This window comes from Dokdonella sp. (assembly GCF_041395345.1).
In the GTDB taxonomy this organism is placed as follows: Bacteria; Pseudomonadota; Gammaproteobacteria; order Xanthomonadales; family Rhodanobacteraceae; genus Dokdonella.
This window is the reverse complement of record NZ_JAWLAR010000004.1, coordinates 1-16,100: the sequence shown is the minus strand read 5'-3', so window position 1 is coordinate 16,100 and position 16,100 is coordinate 1. Positions and strand designations below refer to the sequence as shown.

Genomic DNA, 16,100 nt, shown 5'->3' with positions numbered 1-16,100 from the left:
CGATTGGCGCCCGTTCGGGGTTGGACGGTCTGGGCATCAGCTGCAGTTGCCATCCAGCACGGGCCCCAGCCAGGCCAGTCCGAGCAAGGTCAGCGCAAGGGCGGCTCCGATCGAGATGCGCCAGCGACTGACCGCCAGGGCCGACTGCACCGTGTCGCGCTGAACGAGCAGGGCCAGGAAACTTCCGGCAAAACCGCAGAGCAGCGGCATCATCTGGAACAGATAGCGCTGCATGACATGCAGACCGAAATAGAGCGCAAGCTGATAGACGAGATAGACCGCGACAAATGCGATCAGCGGCTGCCTCCAGCGTCGCCACAAGGCCACGCCAAAGGCGCAAAGCAGCAACGTGATCGTGTGGGCCGCCTGCGACAAACCGACCAGGGCCGGGCCCAGGGGATTCTCCGCGTAGGCGCCAAGTCGACCGGCACAGGCCGGTCCGGGCATCTGCGAAACGAGCAGGGTCTTGGCATTGAACAGGCGAAAATACTGCGTGCCCAACTGTTCGCCGATGATGTCCGGCAAGCCGCGCTCGGCGACCATCTTGCGTATTCTGTCGAAGGCGATCGCATTGCGATCCTGCGGACGTGCAGCGCTATCGAGATAAGCAGTCAATGCCGGCAGCCCGGCTTCGTCGATATAGTCGCTGCGGCTGCGGTCGCGTATGCCGATCTCGAGGTTGTACATCGAGCTGTCGGCGATCATCGGCCTGCCGGTCTCGAGTTGTCCCTTCCATAGCGCCGGCAGCGCAGCCAGCAGCAGACCCGCGGCGAAAACGCCGGCCGAGGCCACAGAAAATGTCAGCCGACCCTCCCGCCGCTTCAGAAAGAACAGGAAGAAGACCGGCCAGAGTCCCGCCATGAGGCTCTTGAACAGCAAAGCCAGGCCAATCAGCAGTCCGGCCAGGAATGCGCACAGGCGAGGCCGCTGCGACACCGTCAGCAACAGGGCCAGTGCACCGAGCAGGCAAGCCAGATGCGTGACCTCGGGCCAAAGCCAGTGTGCGTAGGCAAGATTCCCCGGGTTGAGCAGAAAAATCGATGCGGCAAGGAAGGCTGCAAGCGGGTTGTCGACGGTCCGCCAAAGCCGGATCAGCAGGCCAGCGCACACTACCAGCAAGCCGGTTTGCACCAGTTGCGCGGCCAGCACAGTCGAGCCGGATATCCATCCAATCGCCGCCAGAAACCAGGTCTGGCCGGGCGGCCAGATGAATTGCTCGATCACCGGCTGTCCTGCCAGCAGGGCCAGCGCGCGGGCGTGATAGTCGAATTCGTCACCGACCAGCGGTTTCCGGGCCGGGCTGTAGTAGAGCCAGAGCAATACGATGTTGAGCAGCAGCCACGTGCCGATGGCCAGCCTGAGCCATGGCTTTCCCGATTTTTGCAATGCTGAAGCCTGCGACGAATTCATCGCGTCATTCGGCGGCGAACAGGATCATGTTCTGGCCGCGAGGATGGCCGAACTCGCCGATCCGGTGCGCATGCAGGCCCGCACGCCGTCCCAGCGTGGCAAGTTCATCGAAGGACTGATGATAGGGATCGCTGAGGTAGGAGGTCGTGATTTCACCTCCCGCGTGGCTCAGGTTCTGGAAATGTGCCGGGGCTGGTGCTTCGAAAAAAGTCATGTAGAAGCGGCCGCCAGGTTCAAGGTGTTCGGCAACCCTGGCCAGGCACAACTGGATGTGATTGAAGTAAAGATGCGTCACCAGTGACACGGCAATCGCGTAGTCGAAACGCGCATCGAATCTGGCGACATCGAAATTCGCATCGGCAATCAGCTGAGCATCACGGTCGGCAAGCCCAGCCAGATCGAGTTCGCGTCGACCCGCCTCGATCAGGGATGCATTGGCATCGAGTCCAAAATAGTTGCCGCGGTCGAGATAACGCGCAAAGTGCACGCCTCCCCGCATTGCGCCGCAGCCGACGTCGAGCAGCCGATGCCGTGGTTCGAGTCCCTCGCTTCGGAGGAACTCGAACTGGAGCTGGCCCACTTCCTCCCACATCGCACCGACCATCGAGCGATGGTCGCCGCGATCCATATCCGCGGGTTCGAGTGCACGCCAGTACTGATTGACACCGTGCAGGGACGCCGCACTGGGATCTTCCTTGTCCCCCACCGGACTCATTGTGCGGACGGATCCGATCTCGGCGATCGCTTGGCTGCCGCCTTGAAGGTGGGTGTCATCTTTTCACGAACGCCAGCCGTGCTGATCGACTCGACGTAGTACCAGTACTCGCGGCACGGATCGATCGTGTCGTCGCGGAACTGGTACTTCTGCGTTTCGTCGGTCGTACCGGCACCGAGTATCGGATTTTCATTCAACTTGATGAACTCGCCATCCTCGGTGTCGCCGCGAAAAACGTCGAAGCCAAAGTTGTCCTGTTCGCTGGCGAGAGACCATTTGGGCGTATTCGCGAGGCGCTCCTCCGCAGGAATGCCGGATTGGTCACCGCAATCGCCCTCGGGGGGCTTGGCTACGACAGCTTCGGCCGGCGCGGTGGTGGCGGGCGCTGTGGCTGCAGTCTCCTGAGCGGCTGGAGGTGTTGTGGGTTCGGGTGCAGGCTGGTCGCAAGCGGCAAGCGTGCAGACAACAAGGGCGGACAGGACAAATAGACGCATGGTGATTCCGTGCTGAAGAAAGGGGGGCGCGCTCATGCAAGCCGAATTCCGACTGGACAGGAGCAGGTCGGGGCAACGATAGTCGCGGCATGGTCTCACTGGCAACACGAAATTCTCCGGATCGGGCGAACTCGCCGGCCATAGGCCGAGGAACACCGGCCATGGCAGCCCTTTTCTGTCTGGCCGCGGCGTGGGTATCCGCGGCAGCGGGCATGTCGGTGGATATCGAAACGACGCCGGCGGGAGAGGTCTTTCCGGCGCTCGAACTGTCGCAATCGGCTGACTCGTCGCGGGCTCCCGCGGTTGCCGGCAGCGGATTGCTGCGCATCCGGTTCCACGATGCGCGCCCGGCGACGCAGGTTCGCCTGACGATTTCCACGCCCGGATTGCGCGCGCCCAGCGTGATCGACGCGCGGGTCGAGGCGGGTACGGTTTTGCGGCCACGCCTGGACTGGGATCCGCGAGCCCTGCGCAGCATGCGCGGCACACGCAGCCAGGTCCTGCGGGTTTCGGTGACGGGCAAGGGCATGCGCACGATCGAGCAATCGCTGGATATTCGCGTGCACCCGCTCGACGAAGCGCTCTATTTCGTGCGTGACGGCGACGCACGGATCGATCTCGGCTGGGCATTCGCGGCCTGGGTCGATCCCTTCGATCCGGTTGTCGACGAGATGATCGCCCTGGCGGGGCTGGACATGACCGCGCCGAACTGGACGCCAGACAACAATGCAGACAGGGTGCGTGTGGCCCGCGCACTCTGGCTGGCGCTCGAGAGACATGGCCTGCGCTACGCGGACGAGGGTGCGGGAATCAGCCAGGGGCCGGAAATCTACAGCCAGCGCGTACGCCTGCTTTCGAGCACCTGGGACGACCGGGTCGCCAATTGTCTCGATGGCAGCGTGCTGATTGCCTCGGCCCTGGAACGGCTCGGTATCGGCAGCTTTCTCGTGCTGGTCCCGGGGCATGCCTTCGTCGGCTTCTACTCGGATTCCGACAAGCGCGAAGCGGAGTTCCTCGAAACCACGTTCCTGGGCCAGCAGGCGCCGGCAGGGTTTTCCTCGGTTGCGGAATCCGCCGAACAGGTCCGGCGCAGGGCCACGCGCGGATTCGAAGCGGCACGAAAGGCGGGCAGGGCTAGATATCGCAGTGCCGTGCCTCGCCTGGACGGGCGGCACCGGCCCGACTATGCGCTGATCGATATTTCGATGGCGCGCGCCTATGGCATCATGCCGCTCGCTGTCGGCCGCAAGGATGGCAGTGCAACCGCTGCCCCGCTGCCATCGGTCGGGTCCTTGCAGACAACACCTGCCATTCTTTCCCCGTGAACCAAGCACCCGCAGAAATTACCCCAGGCCGCGTCAAGGAAGAAATTCGTGCAGATGCCGAATTGGCGCGTCTGCGTGCGGGTGACCTGAAGGTGGGCATTGAGGGCCGTACGAGCGTACAGCGGCGTGATTCGGTCGAGATGCGCGATACCTGCTCGCTCGCCGAGCTGTGTCAGTCCAACTACATCTCCTTCCTGGATCAGGCCTACAGGATCCTGCTCAGACGCAGTTCCGATCCAGCGGGATATGACGCGCAATTGCGCCTTTTGAGTCAGGGGCGCAGCAAGATCGAGATTCTCGGCAATATTCGCTGGTCGCCGGAAGGTCGCGACATCGGTGTGCGTGTGCCGTGGTTGTTGCCACGCTATGTGCTTGCCAAGATTCTGCTGATTCCTGTGCTCGGGTATCTGCTTGAATGGCTGATCGGCTTTTTCAGCCTGCCTCGAATCATTCGCCACCAGCGCGCGACCGATGCATTCCACAGTGCACGCGAACATGAGCTGGCCGAACAGTGCAGGAGCATTGCCCAGCAGATCGAGGTCATCTTCATCGAACTGGGCAAGCTCGGCAGCGAGAATCCGGAAATGTCGGCCAAGCTGAAGCAACTGTTCGACAGGGTAGGACCGCTGAGTGAAGATTTTGAGCGCATCAGCTCGGAGTCGACGGAGCTGCGCCACATGGTGTTGAGCATGAATCACTGGCTCTCGTCCCTGCGCAGGAACCTTTCCGCACTGGAGCTCGCCGAGTCGGAAAAAACGCGAAAATCGGATTCGTTTCATGCCGAGATCTCGGCGCGCGTCCTGCAATCGGATCCGCACCGATCTGCACGCCTCGATCAGTGGTCCGGGCGCCTGGCCTCCAATCTGCAGGAATCCGCGCAGGTTCTGGACTTGTGCAGTGGCGATGACTGGCTCAGGCACCTGCGCGACAAGGGTCTGAAGCCGACTGGAGTGGATACCAACAACGAAATCGCACAACGAGCGAGAGAACAGGGGCAGGCCATCATCGTTGCCGAACCGGCGTCCGTGCTTGCGCGCAGCGCCGATCATTCGCTGCATGCCCTGACTGCGCTGGATGTGGGCTGTCTCCTGCGCAGGATGCCAGCCAGACAGCTGCTCGACGAGACGCGCCGCGTGCTGCGCAAGCGGGCCTGGGTCCTGTTCGGATTCCACGGTGAGCCCGCAACGATTGCGGATCGACTGGACGGACGACCCGAGGCCATCGTTGATGGTGCCCTGATCGCCCAGGCGTTGCTGGCAGCGGGTTTTGAGCATGTCGAGCAGGTGCAGTCGGCCGATGGGGCCATCTGCGTTCTGGCTTGCGTGGGAAACCAGGCATGAATCAATTGACTGGTTCGTGCGAATCCCTCTTCAAGCGTTGCATTCTGCCGCGTGCCGAGGGTACATGCGCATGAAGGCAGCGATACTCATACCCGTACTGACGAGCAAGGATGCGGTCGGCGCAGACGCCATCGCGATGGCACAGGCCCTTGAAGACCTTGGCATCGAAACACGCGTGTTTTGCCTGTCCTCGATGGATGTGGAACGCAAGACCTGGCCCGCCGAGCGCCTGCCTGCATTTGCCGGAGGTCCTGGGGATCTGGTCATCTATCATTTTTCGACCGGCTGGCCGACTGCGGTCGAGATTCTCGGGCGTTGCCGCGGCTTTCGCGTGGTCAAGTATCACAACATCACGCCGGCGACGTTCTTCAAGGACTACTCCGCCGACTACCAGGCAGCCTGCGAAGCCGGCCGCCGAGAACTTGCGACGATGGCCCAGCTTGGTTGCGAGCTTTATCTGGGCGATTCAGCCTACAACCTCGAGGAGTTGCTCGAGGCCGGCGCGCCGAGGGACCGGGGCGGCGTCCTGCCTCCGTTTCATCGCGTCGAGGAAATCGTCCAGGTCGAAGCGGACACCAACCTGGTCGATACCCTGACTGACGGTTCGCGGAATTTCCTCATGGTCGGCCGCGTTGCGCCGAACAAGGGACACCTCGAGCTGGTCGAAGCATTCGCTGCCTATGTCCGCGGTTATTCCGATTCGGCGCGTCTCATACTGCTGGGCAAGATCGATCCGCGCCTGGAGAACTACACCAGCGCGATCAGGCAACGCATCGACGAATTTGGCGTGGGTCAGCAGGTTGTCTGGATCAACGGTGCCAGTGAGGCGCAGCTCAAGGCCGCCTATCTGGCCAGCCATGTATTCATGTTGCTCAGCCAGCACGAAGGATTCTGCGTGCCGCTGATCGAATCCATGGCGGTGGGAACGCCGATTGTCGCGCACGCCTCGAGTGCCGTGCCGGAAACGCTGGGTGATGCCGGAATCTGCTGGGAGGAGAATGATCCGTGGCTGTATGCCGCCAGCGCCGCACGCCTGTTCAGCGACGATGACTTGCGCAATGAGCTGTTGATGACGGCACGCAAGCGCTATCAGGACACCTTCGCGGTCGATGTGTTGCGCCAGCGCTTTCTCCAGCATCTGGCCCCCGTGCTTTGAAGCCGCGCGTCGCCATTGTCGTTCAGCGTTGCCACGAACGCCTGGTCGGTGGCGCGGAGGCACTCGCCTGGCAGTATGCGCAGTTGCTTTCGGCCCGCTACGAGGTGGATGTACTCAGCTCGACCGCCTTCGACTACCAGGCCTGGGACAACGATCTTGAGCCGGGCGTCGAGAAACGGGAAGGCATCTCGATCCACAGATTTACGGTTGAGCGTGGGCGCGGTTCGTACTTTCATGCCCTGCACAGGAACATGCTTTCGGCGTTCGAGCGATCGCCATCCTCCGAACCGCTTCAGCGCTATGGCTGGCCGGAGGCCCTGGAAGAGGAGTTCATCCGCGCGCAAGGCCCGAACTGTCCCGGACTCCAGCAGCACCTGGTCGCGCACGGAGACGACTATGCCGCGGTCTTCTTTCTGCCCTATCTGTATCCGCCGACCCTGGATGGCACTCGCGCCCTCAGGCATCGGCGCTGGGCTCTGATACCGGCCTTGCACGATGAGCCACCGGCCTACCTGAAAACCTTTGCGCGCATGGCACGACGAGCGCCCCGACTGCTCTGGAACACCGAGGCCGAGCGCAGACTCGGCAAGCGCATCTGGAACGTGGACCACGGCAACGTCGTCGCGATGACGGTCGAGACGGATCCGGTCAGCGCTGCCAGTGAAGAGCGCAGCTATCTCCTCTATTGCGGCCGCATCGACGTCAGCAAGGGCTGTGCCTTGTTGCTGGACGCATTCAGCGCTTACAAGTCGGCGCATCCGGAATCGGACGTCGAGCTGGTGCTGACGGGCAACGATGTCCTCGGCGTTGGAAATCGCAAGGATGTCCGCTACCTCGGTTTCGTCGACGAGACCCGCAAGTTCGAGCTGATGGCCGGCGCCCTGGCCTTCGTCCAGCCTTCACCTTATGAAAGCCTCAGTATCGTACTGCTCGAAGCCATGGCCCAGGGCACGCCGATCATTGTCAACGGCCAGTGCGAGGTGCTTGTCGATCACGTCCATGCCAGCGGCAGTGGGCAGGTTTTCAGGGGCCAGGACGAGCTCGTTGCAGCCTTCGCCAACGTGGTCGCGATGGGGGCAGGCGAGCGCCGCCAGCTGGGACGCAAGGCCAGGGACTACGTGCTGGCGAACTACAGTCGTGAGCAGGTTGCCGGGCGCCTGAGCGCCGAAGTGGAGTTGCTGGCTGCGGGCTGACGCGGACCTGCGCCCGGAGCGGCTTTGCCGAGCCAGACAGGTTTGCTCAGTCGCCCATGAGCCGCAATTCGAAGCGTGCGCCGCCGAGAGCTGACGAACGCGTGACTTTCAGGCTGCCGCTGTAGGCCTTGATGATGTCCTGGACAATGGACAATCCGATTCCGTGCCCCTGGACTCGCTCATCCCCACGTACGCCGCGCTGGAGCAGATGGTCGACCCGATCCTCGGGAATGCCCGGACCGTCATCCTCGACGATCAGCTCCAGGCCGCTTCGATGGTTTCCCTGCGCAGCGATCGGTCGGGTCGTCAGCAGGACCGAGCGCTTCGCCCATTTGAAGGCGTTCTCGAGCACATTCCCGAGCAGCTCCATCAGATCTCCCTGGTCGCCGCGAAACCGGCTGTCCGGATCGATCTCGAACTCGCACAGAACCTGCCTGTCGGCATAGACCTTTTCCAGGCTGCGCACGATTTCCTCGGCATAGGGTTCGAGCGGTAACGGAGCAGCGAATGTCTGTCGTCCCGAGGTTGCCGCGCGGGATAGCTGGTAGGCGACGATTTCATCCATGCGACCGACCTGCTCGAGCACCGTCCAGCGCAATTGCTTGCCCTCGACTTCCGACTCCAGTTGCGTACGAATTACGGCCAGCGGGGTCTTCAGGCTGTGGGCGAGATCGGCCAGCGTATGCCGATAGCGCTTGAGTCGATCACGTTCGGAGTCGATGAACTTGTTGAGGTTGGTGGCCAGTCCCGACAGTTCGGCAGGGTAGCGATCCCCAAGGTGCTCCTCGGCGCCGCGCTCGACTCTGGCCAGGTCTCCCGCGACCTTGCGCAGCGGAGCCATGCTCCAGCGCAACACGCCAAGCAACAACAGCAACAGACCGACACCCAAGCCACCCAGCCAGGTCAGCAGGGTGCGTCGAAAGGCGAGGACCTGGTTCTGCAGCGCCGTACTGTCTTCGGCAACGTGCAAGGTCAGCTTCAGTTCGGGCCGATCGCCGACGCTCCAGGAAATGCCCTGGGACAACACAAACAGCTCGCCATCAGCGTACTTCAGCGGGCCCTCAAAGCGGGTCTCGCCCGGTGCCAGTTCGCTGTCCAGGGGCTGATCGATTCCGAGCGCCGAAGGCGACCGCCACTGGCGCTCCCTGGCGTTGCGCACGTGATCGCCGACGATGCTTGCGTAGAGTCCCGAATCAGGACGATCGAAGCGCGGGTCCGGGCCGACCTCGGGAGGGATCAGGTTGCCGGCGCGATTGGTGTCGGCGCCGGCCAGATAGGCATGCAGATACCCCTGAAGCCGCTCGCGTTGCGAACTGAGCGCCGCGTCGAAAAAGGCCCGGTCCAGAGCGAAGAACGTCAGCCCGAGGAACGCGGCCAGTGCAATGCCCGCCGCCGCAAGCGAGCGGGCCTGCAATGACAGCGGGCGTGCCATTGCCTGACCGGGCTCAGGCGGCGGGAGCGGATTCGGGCTCGTCCGCACCCGAATCGGTGCGTTCGAGTGCGAAACGATAGCCACGTCCGCGCACGGTCTCGATCGGCTTGATCGTGTTTTCGGGATCCAGCTTGCGACGCAGGCGGCCGATGAAGACTTCGAGGACGTTCGAGTCACGATCGAAATCCTGCTGATAGATATGCTCGGTCAGGTCGGCCTTGGAGACCAGTTCGCCCGCGTGCATCATCAGGTACTCGAGCACCTTGTACTCGTAGCTGGTCAGATCGACCTGGTTTCCATTCGAGCTGACGGTCTGCGCCGTGGTGTCGAGTGCGATCGGTCCGCATTCCAGCAGAGGGCGTGACCAGCCGCTCGCGCGACGCACCAGCGCATTCAGGCGCGCCAGCAGCTCCTCCACGTGAAAAGGCTTGACCAGGTAGTCGTCTGCGCCGTATTTCAGGCCCTGGACCTTGTCCTGCCACGAGGAGCGTGCGGTCAGAATCAGGATCGGATAACGCTGGCCGTCTTCGCGCAACTGCTTGACCAGTTCCATGCCCGACATTTTCGGCAGGCCCAGGTCGATGATGGCGACGTCGAAAGGGACCTCGCGACCCAGAAACAGTCCTTCCTCGCCGTCTCCTGCGGCATCGACAGCGAACCCATCACGCTTGAGGCGTGCGGCGAGCGTTTCGCGAAGCGGGGCTTCGTCTTCAACCAGTAGAACTCGCATTGCTTTCTCCTTTATTGATCCGCTTGTACTTCTATGACGCGTACCTGGCCGCTTGGGGTCAGCACCTTGATCCTGAAGATCTTGCGCTTGCCCATGCGCAGGGTCTGGACGCTGAGAACCTTGCCCCCGGTCTCCTGCTGCACGCGATCCACGGCTTCCTGCGCGCTTATTTCAGCGGCGTACGCCTGCGGAGTGCCCACAGCGAAGGCCGCGATCGCAACCACGACGAGCAGTTGTCTACGAAATTGGGCTGCGAGCATTTCAACCTTGATGGACGTGAAGACGGTCGCTGGAACGGCGTCGATGCTGCAGTCTCGACGGCGCGCATTGAATTCAACCTGAACTTGGCGACGGCGCCAGCCGGTTCCTGAACCGTGGATTCAGGCTGGCCCTGTCGCTTGACCCTAGAAAATCTCCGCCACGCAACAACGCAGGCTGCCACCCGCCTTTTCCAGCTCGCCGATTCCCACCGCGCCGATCGAAAAACCCCAGGCTTTCAGCGCCTGGCGCTCGGAAGCGCTCAGGGCGGATTCCGCCACGGCGCTCATCCAGACCCGCTCCGGCCGAAGACAAATCGCATTTGCCGCAAAAGCCTGCTTTTGCCCGGGCTGCAACCAGAGCACCTGGCCGGCGTAGATCGTGGCGATGGCCCGCGCGGCAGCAGGATCGGCGAATCCCGATTCGGCAATCAGGGCGGCGCGGCCCGCGAGAATCGCAAGAACCACGTTGGTGTGATATTCGCCAGCGGCCAGTTCGAAACAGAACGTCAGGCGCAGGTCGAACGCGTCGTGCATGGCGCGCGCGCCGGCCAGGTCACAGCGCTCGGACAGTCCGCAATAGCCAATCCCGCGTGCGCGGTCGATCACCAGCGAACCGGTCAGTTCGGCGGTCAGGTCTGCGCCGGACAGGTCGACGATCTCGCGACCCAGCAGATCGCCAAACCAGGCCCGGATATCTGCCCGCTCGGTTTCGCGCCGACGGACGGGGTGACGCATGCTGCCGACAATCAGGCGTCCCGGGCAGGTCGCGAATGCGTTGTTGGGGAAGACCCCGTCGGGGGCTGCCGGATCGCCCGGAAAACTGATCACCGGCACATCCTCGGCCAGCTTGCGTGCGAGTTCGCCGTGTTCGGCAAGCGCGCGCAACGGATCGGGAGCATCTTGCAGATTCATGTAGAGGTTGTCGCTGGCGGATTCGGTCGCCAGCGAAAACTCGGCCGGGCTGACCAGGAACGCTGCGCGCGCCGTGGCAGCGCGGTCTGGAGCGAACGAGTGCATTGCCATCGCCTCGATGAACGCGCGGGGATCGGTGACGATCACGCGCGCGCCTTGCCGGAACCGGCCGCATTTCTCGGGTGCCTGAAACAATCGACCAGATGATCGTTGACCATGCCGGTGGCCTGCATGAAGGCATAGCAGATGGTCGAACCGATAAAGCGAAACCCGCGCTTGTGCAGGGTCTTGCTCATCTGATCCGAGATCGCGGTGGTCGCCGGAACCTCGCCCTGCGATTTCCACTGATTGACGATGGGCTTGCCGTCGACGAAATCCCAGAGCCACGCATCCAGGCTGCCGTGTTCGGCAATCAGCTCGAGGGCATGCAGCGCGTTGTTGCGAGCGGAGAAGATCTTCAACCGGTTGCGAATCAGCCCAGGGTCGGTCAGCAGGCGCTCGAGTTCCCTATCCTTCATCGCGGCAACGCGCGCAATCTTGAATTGGTGGAACGCCTTGCGGTAGTTGTCCCGCTTGTCGAGCACGGTGCGCCAGCTCAGACCGGCCTGTGCCCCCTCGAGTACGATGAACTCGAACAGGCGATTGTCGTCATGTACGGGTACGCCCCATTCGCCGTCGTGATAGTCGCGATAGGCCCGTTTGACCGACGTTCCGCAGGCCCAGTTGCAGCGGCTCTGGCCATCGTCCGGCGGGGTGTCTGCGTCCTTCATGCATCCACCCCGAAGTGGGGTACCCAGGGCAGGTCATCCAGGTCCACATTGCCGCCACTCAGGATCAGGCCAATGCGCATGCCGGCAAATCGTTCACGGTGCCGAAGCACGGCGGCGAGCACGATTGCTGCCGACGGCTCGACGATGATCTTCATGCGTTGCCATATCAGGCGCATGGCCGAGACCGTTTCCTCATCGTCGACGGTCAGCACCTCGACCCGGTGATCGCGGATGATCTCGAAATTGACGGCACCGACCAGCGCGCGCAAGCCATCGCAGATCGTTTCCGGAGCAAAATCGGCAATGCGTTCACCGGAGAGCAATGAGGCCTTCGTATCCGCGGCGCCGGCGGGTTCCGCTGCGAATACGCTCAGGCCAGGCGCCAGCGCTGAAGCAGCGATGGCCGTGCCGCTGACCAGGCCGCCACCCCCCACCGGAACAATCAGGGCGTCGAGCGCACCGACTTCGGCGATGAATTCGCGTGTCGCCGTACCTTGCCCGGCAATGATTCTTGCGTCGGCATAGGGGTGCACGAGGCTGGCGCCGGTTTGCTGCCTGACCGTCTCGGCGGCCTGCTCGCGTGCCGATATCGTGGCCTCGCAGCGATGCACGCTGGCGCCGTAGTTCGTGATGGCTTCGACCTTGGAACGCACGGCGCCCTTCGGCACGACGACATGGCACTCGATGCCCCGGGTACGCGCCGCCATAGCCAAGGCAGCACCGTGGTTGCCGGAGGAATGGGTGACCACGCCGCGCGCCGCCTCGGCGTCGGACAATGACCACACCGCATTGCAGGCTCCGCGAAATTTGAACGCGCCCGCGCGCTGCAGGTTTTCGCACTTGAACAGCAGGCTAGCGCCAGCCAGCGTGTCGATCGAATCCGATCGCATGACCGGTGTGACATGAGCGTGCGCGGCAATTCGATCGGCAGCCTTTTCGATTGCCGCGAAATCAGGCCTGTTGATGTCGACTTCCGGAGTCATGGCAGAAACCTGTTCGCGAGGACAGCGCGCACCTTACATGGGCTACGCCCGTACGTGCCAGACGCGTGGGCTTCAGAACGCTTCAGGCTGCGATTGTGCTCTCATCCCCCTCCATCGCCAATCGTCTGGCTGGCCTGACGGCAGCGGTTGCAGCCTCCGATTGACGCTGCCCATCGCGATATCCCAATCTCGCGGTCCAGATGGACTCTAACCCACATGTCACTTGCAGCACGCGCCGACCGCGTTGGCCACGCAGTGCCCTTGCCGGAATCCCCGAAGCCGAATGAAACCCGTCATCCATCTGCGCGACTATCGCCCGCCGCCATGGCGCATGGAGTCCATCGAACTGGTTTTCGATCTCGATGCGGAGATCACCGGTGTGCAGACGCGAATGGTCGTGGCCCAGGATCCGGACCAGGCGGATATCGACCTTCGTCTCGACGGCGTCGGTATCGAACTGCTTTCCGTTTCCGTCGATGGCCGGCAACTGGGTAAGGGTGAATACCGGCTTGAACCGGACGGCCTCGTCATTCCCGGGCTGCGTGGACGTGCCGCAATCGAAACGCAGTCCAGGATTCATCCCTCGCGCAACAAGGCCATGCTCGGCCTCTACATGAGCGGCGGAATCGAGCAGGGTTTTCTTCTGACCCAGTGCGAGGCCGAGGGCTTCCGTCATGTTTCCTGGTCGATTGATCGGCCCGATGTGCTGGCGCGCTACACAGTGACCCTTCGGGCTCTGCGCTCACGCTTTCCGGTGCTGCTCGCCGGTGGCGATGTGGACGGTGCCGGCGAACTCGACGACGGCCGACACTGGGCCCGCTTCGTCGATCCCCAGCCGCGCTCAAGCTATCTGTTCGCACTGGTGGCCGGGCATCTCGAATGCATCGAGGATGCGCATGTCACCAGCGAAGACCGGCAGGTGCGCCTGCTGATCTGGGCTCCCGCGCATTCCATCGGACTTTGCCGGCATGCGATGGATTGCCTCAAGGCAGCCATGCGCTGGGACGAGCAGCGGTTTGGTCGCTGCTACCAGAGCGGCATATTCCATGTCGTGGCGACCGATGATTTCACCATGGGAGCGATGGAAAACACCGGGCTCAACATCTTCAACTCGAAATATCTTCTGGCAGACCCGGATCACGCCACGGACGACGATTTCCGACGCGTGCTGGCCATCATCGGCCACGAGTATTTCCACAACTGGAGTGGAAACCGGGTGACTTGCCGGGACTGGTTCCAGCTCAGCCTGAAAGAAGGTTTGACCGTGTTTCGCGAGCAGGAGTTCGAATCCGATCTGGGCTCGCGGACGCTGCGCAGGATCGAGGATGTGCGCGCGCTCTGGAGAAGCCAGTTCAGCGAGGACTCCGGTCCGCTGGCGCATCCGGTTCGCCCGGACCACTACCGCGAAATCAACAACTTCTACACCACGACGGTATACGACAAGGGTGCCGAAATCGTGCGCATGCTGTCGACCCTGCTCGGCAGCGAGGCGTTTCGGCGCGGACTGGACCTCTATTTTTCACGTCATGACGGCGCTGCGGTGACCGTCGAGGATTTCCTGGCTGCGCTCGGCGATGCCAATGGACGGGACTTGCGCCCCTGGCTTGCGTGGTATTCGCAAGCCGGAACGCCGCAAGTGACGGCGGTCGGCAAATACTGCCAGCGCGATCGCAGCTTCGAATTGACCCTGAGCCAGTTCACGCCGGCGACGCCCGGTCAGCCGCAACCGAAGGCGCTTCCAATTCCGGTTTCACTCGCCCTGTTTGACCACTCCGGAGCTGCTTTGCCGCTGAAGCTGGATGGGGAGGGCATGCCCTCGGGCGGCGAGCGTGTCGTCGTGCTCGATGCCGCGCAGGTTTCGCTGAAGTTCCTCGATATCGAGTGTGAGCCGATTCCTTCCCTGCTGCGCGGCTATTCGGCGCCCGTGCGATTGCTGCATGACCCGCCCTCGCGCGACCTTGCGGTGCTGGCCGCCAGTGAAACTGATGGTTTCAATCGCTGGGTGGCAACCGATGCGCTGATCCGCCGGGCATTCGCCTGCCAACTCGATGCGGATGCCGCGTCAACAGAAGCTTTCGAGGCCCTGGCTGACAGTCTGCGAGCCGCCCTTGCGGACACCGGGCTTGACCCCTCGACGCTGGCAGAAATGCTCACCATTGCCGACGAATCGTCGCTGGGCGAAATGCGCGAGAGCCTGGATCCCGAAGCGGTGTTCCTGGCGCGCGCCAGCCTGGAGCGACGGCTGGCCAATGCCTTGCAGCAGCCATTGCGCGAGTGCGAGGCACGTCTTGCGAGCACCCGCGAAGGCATGTCCGCATCGGCACAGGCGTGTCGACGCCTGAGCAACCGTTGCCTCAGCCTGCTTTGCGTGGCCGATTCCTCCCACCGTGCGCTCGCGCGATCCCGCTTTCGCAATGCCAACTGCCTGAGCGACCGATTGTCGGCCTTGACCTGTCTTGTGCACGCGATCGACTCCGATGCGCGGACGGAACTTGAAGAATTCGAAAGCCGCTATCGCGAAGTTGCGACCGTGATGGACAAGTGGTTTGCAGTGCAGGCAACGCGCCCAGCACCAGATACCGTTGAATGGGTTTCAAATCTCGGCAGGCATGCGGATTTCAGCTGGGACAATCCGAACAAGATCCATGCGCTGTTGTCGAATTTCGCGCTGCGCAACCCGCGTGCTTTCCATCGTGTTGATGGTGCCGGCTACCGGTTGGTCGCCGACGCGGTCATCCGCATCGACCTGAGCATTCCGCAAGTCGCAGCGCGCCTGGCCGGGGCGTTCGCACTCTGGCGGCGTCTTGAGCCGGTGCGAAGGGAACTGATGCACGTCGAACTCCTGCGCATTCAATCGACCGTACCGATTTCGGCGGATCTCGCCGATATCGTTTCGCGCGCGCTGGGCGAGGCCTAGCCGGAACTGGCGACGGCAGCAGCATGGCATCGGAGAATCCGGTCTGCGCGAGTCTGCGGGCCGCGATTGCGTGTCCCGGCCTGCGCTGAACTCACCCGGAAACTTGAAACCGGAGTCGACAAGCGTCATGTTGTCCATAGTGCCCCGGCTTCCGGGGCCCGTGGTTGGAGGTGTCCCATGATTCGCTTGCTGCTGTTCGCCGTTGCGCTGCCTTTTCTGTCCGGATGTGTCAGCAATCCCGGCAACTACTATTCCTACGAAGGCGCCGGCGACTACTACTACGAAGACGCGGGCGCTGACGTGATCCTGGATTCCTATCCCTACGGAACGGGTTGGGGTTATGCGGGCGGATTGGGTTACGCATCCGGCTGGGGCTTCGGAGGTTATGGCTACGGTGGCTACGGTTACGGCGGCTATGGTTACGGCCTCGGAGGCTACTACGGGGGGTACTACGGTTATCCGT

Annotated in this window: 15 protein-coding genes; 6 read left to right on the top strand and 9 right to left on the bottom strand. The window is 62.7% G+C overall.

Annotated features, from left to right (window positions below):
• Window positions 1–36: 36 nt before the first annotated feature.
• From R3F00_RS04675 to R3F00_RS04665, 3 genes are read right to left on the bottom strand one after another with little or no spacing between them, the layout of a single operon-like run.
• Window positions 37–1,386, bottom strand: a complete 1,350-nt coding sequence (locus tag R3F00_RS04675; protein WP_371280562.1) for a glycosyltransferase family 39 protein — start codon at window positions 1,384–1,386, stop codon at window positions 37–39.
• Between the two features lie 28 nt (window positions 1,387–1,414).
• Window positions 1,415–2,125: a cyclopropane-fatty-acyl-phospholipid synthase family protein gene (locus R3F00_RS04670; RefSeq protein ID WP_371280561.1), complete on the bottom strand. Its 711-nt coding sequence runs from the start codon at window positions 2,123–2,125 to the stop codon at window positions 1,415–1,417.
• Window positions 2,122–2,619, bottom strand: a complete 498-nt coding sequence (locus R3F00_RS04665) for a hypothetical protein (protein ID WP_371280560.1) — start codon at window positions 2,617–2,619, stop codon at window positions 2,122–2,124. Before R3F00_RS04665 ends, R3F00_RS04670 begins: the two co-directional genes overlap by 4 nt.
• A 161-nt stretch (window positions 2,620–2,780) precedes the next feature.
• Between R3F00_RS04665 and R3F00_RS04660 the strand changes: the two genes are divergently transcribed.
• The 4 genes from R3F00_RS04660 (at window position 2,781) to R3F00_RS04645 (ending at window position 7,633) form a co-directional block, all read left to right on the top strand.
• Window positions 2,781–3,944: a hypothetical protein gene (locus R3F00_RS04660; protein WP_371280559.1), complete on the top strand. Its 1,164-nt coding sequence runs from the start codon at window positions 2,781–2,783 to the stop codon at window positions 3,942–3,944.
• Entirely contained in the window at window positions 3,941–5,284 is a 1,344-nt protein-coding gene (locus R3F00_RS04655; protein WP_371280558.1) for a hypothetical protein, read from the top strand. Before R3F00_RS04660 ends, R3F00_RS04655 begins: the two co-directional genes overlap by 4 nt.
• Before the next feature lie 70 nt (window positions 5,285–5,354).
• On the top strand, window positions 5,355–6,440 hold the full coding sequence (locus R3F00_RS04650; RefSeq protein ID WP_371280557.1) for a glycosyltransferase family 4 protein: 1,086 nt from the start codon (window positions 5,355–5,357) through the stop codon (window positions 6,438–6,440).
• Entirely contained in the window at window positions 6,437–7,633 is a 1,197-nt protein-coding gene (locus tag R3F00_RS04645) for a glycosyltransferase family 4 protein (RefSeq protein ID WP_371280556.1), read from the top strand. The genes R3F00_RS04650 and R3F00_RS04645 overlap by 4 nt, the downstream gene beginning before the upstream one ends.
• 46 nt (window positions 7,634–7,679) lie before the next feature.
• Here the strand turns inward: R3F00_RS04645 and R3F00_RS04640 are convergent, their stop codons facing one another.
• The 6 genes from R3F00_RS04640 to R3F00_RS04615 all read right to left on the bottom strand — a co-directional run bounded on the left by R3F00_RS04640 (window position 7,680) and on the right by R3F00_RS04615 (window position 12,720).
• Entirely contained in the window at window positions 7,680–9,065 is a 1,386-nt protein-coding gene (locus R3F00_RS04640) for an ATP-binding protein (RefSeq protein ID WP_371280555.1), read from the bottom strand.
• 13 nt (window positions 9,066–9,078) lie between these two features.
• Window positions 9,079–9,795, bottom strand: a complete 717-nt coding sequence (locus R3F00_RS04635; RefSeq protein WP_371280554.1) for a response regulator transcription factor — start codon at window positions 9,793–9,795, stop codon at window positions 9,079–9,081.
• A gap of 11 nt (window positions 9,796–9,806) precedes the next feature.
• On the bottom strand, window positions 9,807–10,055 hold the full coding sequence (locus R3F00_RS04630; protein WP_371280553.1) for a PepSY domain-containing protein: 249 nt from the start codon (window positions 10,053–10,055) through the stop codon (window positions 9,807–9,809).
• A gap of 144 nt (window positions 10,056–10,199) precedes the next feature.
• Window positions 10,200–11,114: an arginine deiminase-related protein gene (locus R3F00_RS04625; RefSeq protein WP_371280552.1), complete on the bottom strand. Its 915-nt coding sequence runs from the start codon at window positions 11,112–11,114 to the stop codon at window positions 10,200–10,202.
• On the bottom strand, window positions 11,111–11,737 hold the full coding sequence (locus R3F00_RS04620) for a DNA-3-methyladenine glycosylase I (protein ID WP_371280551.1): 627 nt from the start codon (window positions 11,735–11,737) through the stop codon (window positions 11,111–11,113). The genes R3F00_RS04625 and R3F00_RS04620 overlap by 4 nt, the downstream gene beginning before the upstream one ends.
• Entirely contained in the window at window positions 11,734–12,720 is a 987-nt protein-coding gene (locus tag R3F00_RS04615) for a pyridoxal-phosphate dependent enzyme (protein WP_371280550.1), read from the bottom strand. The genes R3F00_RS04620 and R3F00_RS04615 overlap by 4 nt, the downstream gene beginning before the upstream one ends.
• A 283-nt stretch (window positions 12,721–13,003) precedes the next feature.
• Between R3F00_RS04615 and pepN the strand changes: the two genes are divergently transcribed.
• Window positions 13,004–15,637 (top strand): aminopeptidase N, encoded by a 2,634-nt coding sequence (pepN, locus tag R3F00_RS04610; RefSeq protein WP_371280549.1) that lies wholly within the window; start codon window positions 13,004–13,006, stop codon window positions 15,635–15,637.
• 177 nt (window positions 15,638–15,814) lie between these two features.
• The coding region (locus tag R3F00_RS04605; protein ID WP_371280548.1) for a hypothetical protein at window positions 15,815–16,100 on the top strand (286 nt) is incomplete at its 3' end.

Excerpts from the sequence above, each read along its gene's own strand:
- R3F00_RS04630 (WP_371280553.1), bottom strand. The coding sequence starts at position 10,055 with ATGCTCGCAGCCCAATTTCGTAGACAACTGCTCGTCGTGGTTGCGATC.
- R3F00_RS04665 (WP_371280560.1), bottom strand. The coding sequence starts at position 2,619 with ATGCGTCTATTTGTCCTGTCCGCCCTTGTTGTCTGCACGCTTGCCGCT.
- R3F00_RS04640 (WP_371280555.1), bottom strand. The coding sequence starts at position 9,065 with ATGGCACGCCCGCTGTCATTGCAGGCCCGCTCGCTTGCGGCGGCGGGC.
- R3F00_RS04660 (WP_371280559.1), top strand. The coding sequence starts at position 2,781 with ATGGCAGCCCTTTTCTGTCTGGCCGCGGCGTGGGTATCCGCGGCAGCG.
- R3F00_RS04620 (WP_371280551.1), bottom strand. The coding sequence starts at position 11,737 with ATGAAGGACGCAGACACCCCGCCGGACGATGGCCAGAGCCGCTGCAAC.
- R3F00_RS04635 (WP_371280554.1), bottom strand. The coding sequence starts at position 9,795 with ATGCGAGTTCTACTGGTTGAAGACGAAGCCCCGCTTCGCGAAACGCTC.
- pepN (WP_371280549.1), top strand. The coding sequence starts at position 13,004 with ATGAAACCCGTCATCCATCTGCGCGACTATCGCCCGCCGCCATGGCGC.
- R3F00_RS04650 (WP_371280557.1), top strand. The coding sequence starts at position 5,355 with ATGAAGGCAGCGATACTCATACCCGTACTGACGAGCAAGGATGCGGTC.
- R3F00_RS04670 (WP_371280561.1), bottom strand. The coding sequence starts at position 2,125 with ATGAGTCCGGTGGGGGACAAGGAAGATCCCAGTGCGGCGTCCCTGCAC.
- R3F00_RS04615 (WP_371280550.1), bottom strand. The coding sequence starts at position 12,720 with ATGACTCCGGAAGTCGACATCAACAGGCCTGATTTCGCGGCAATCGAA.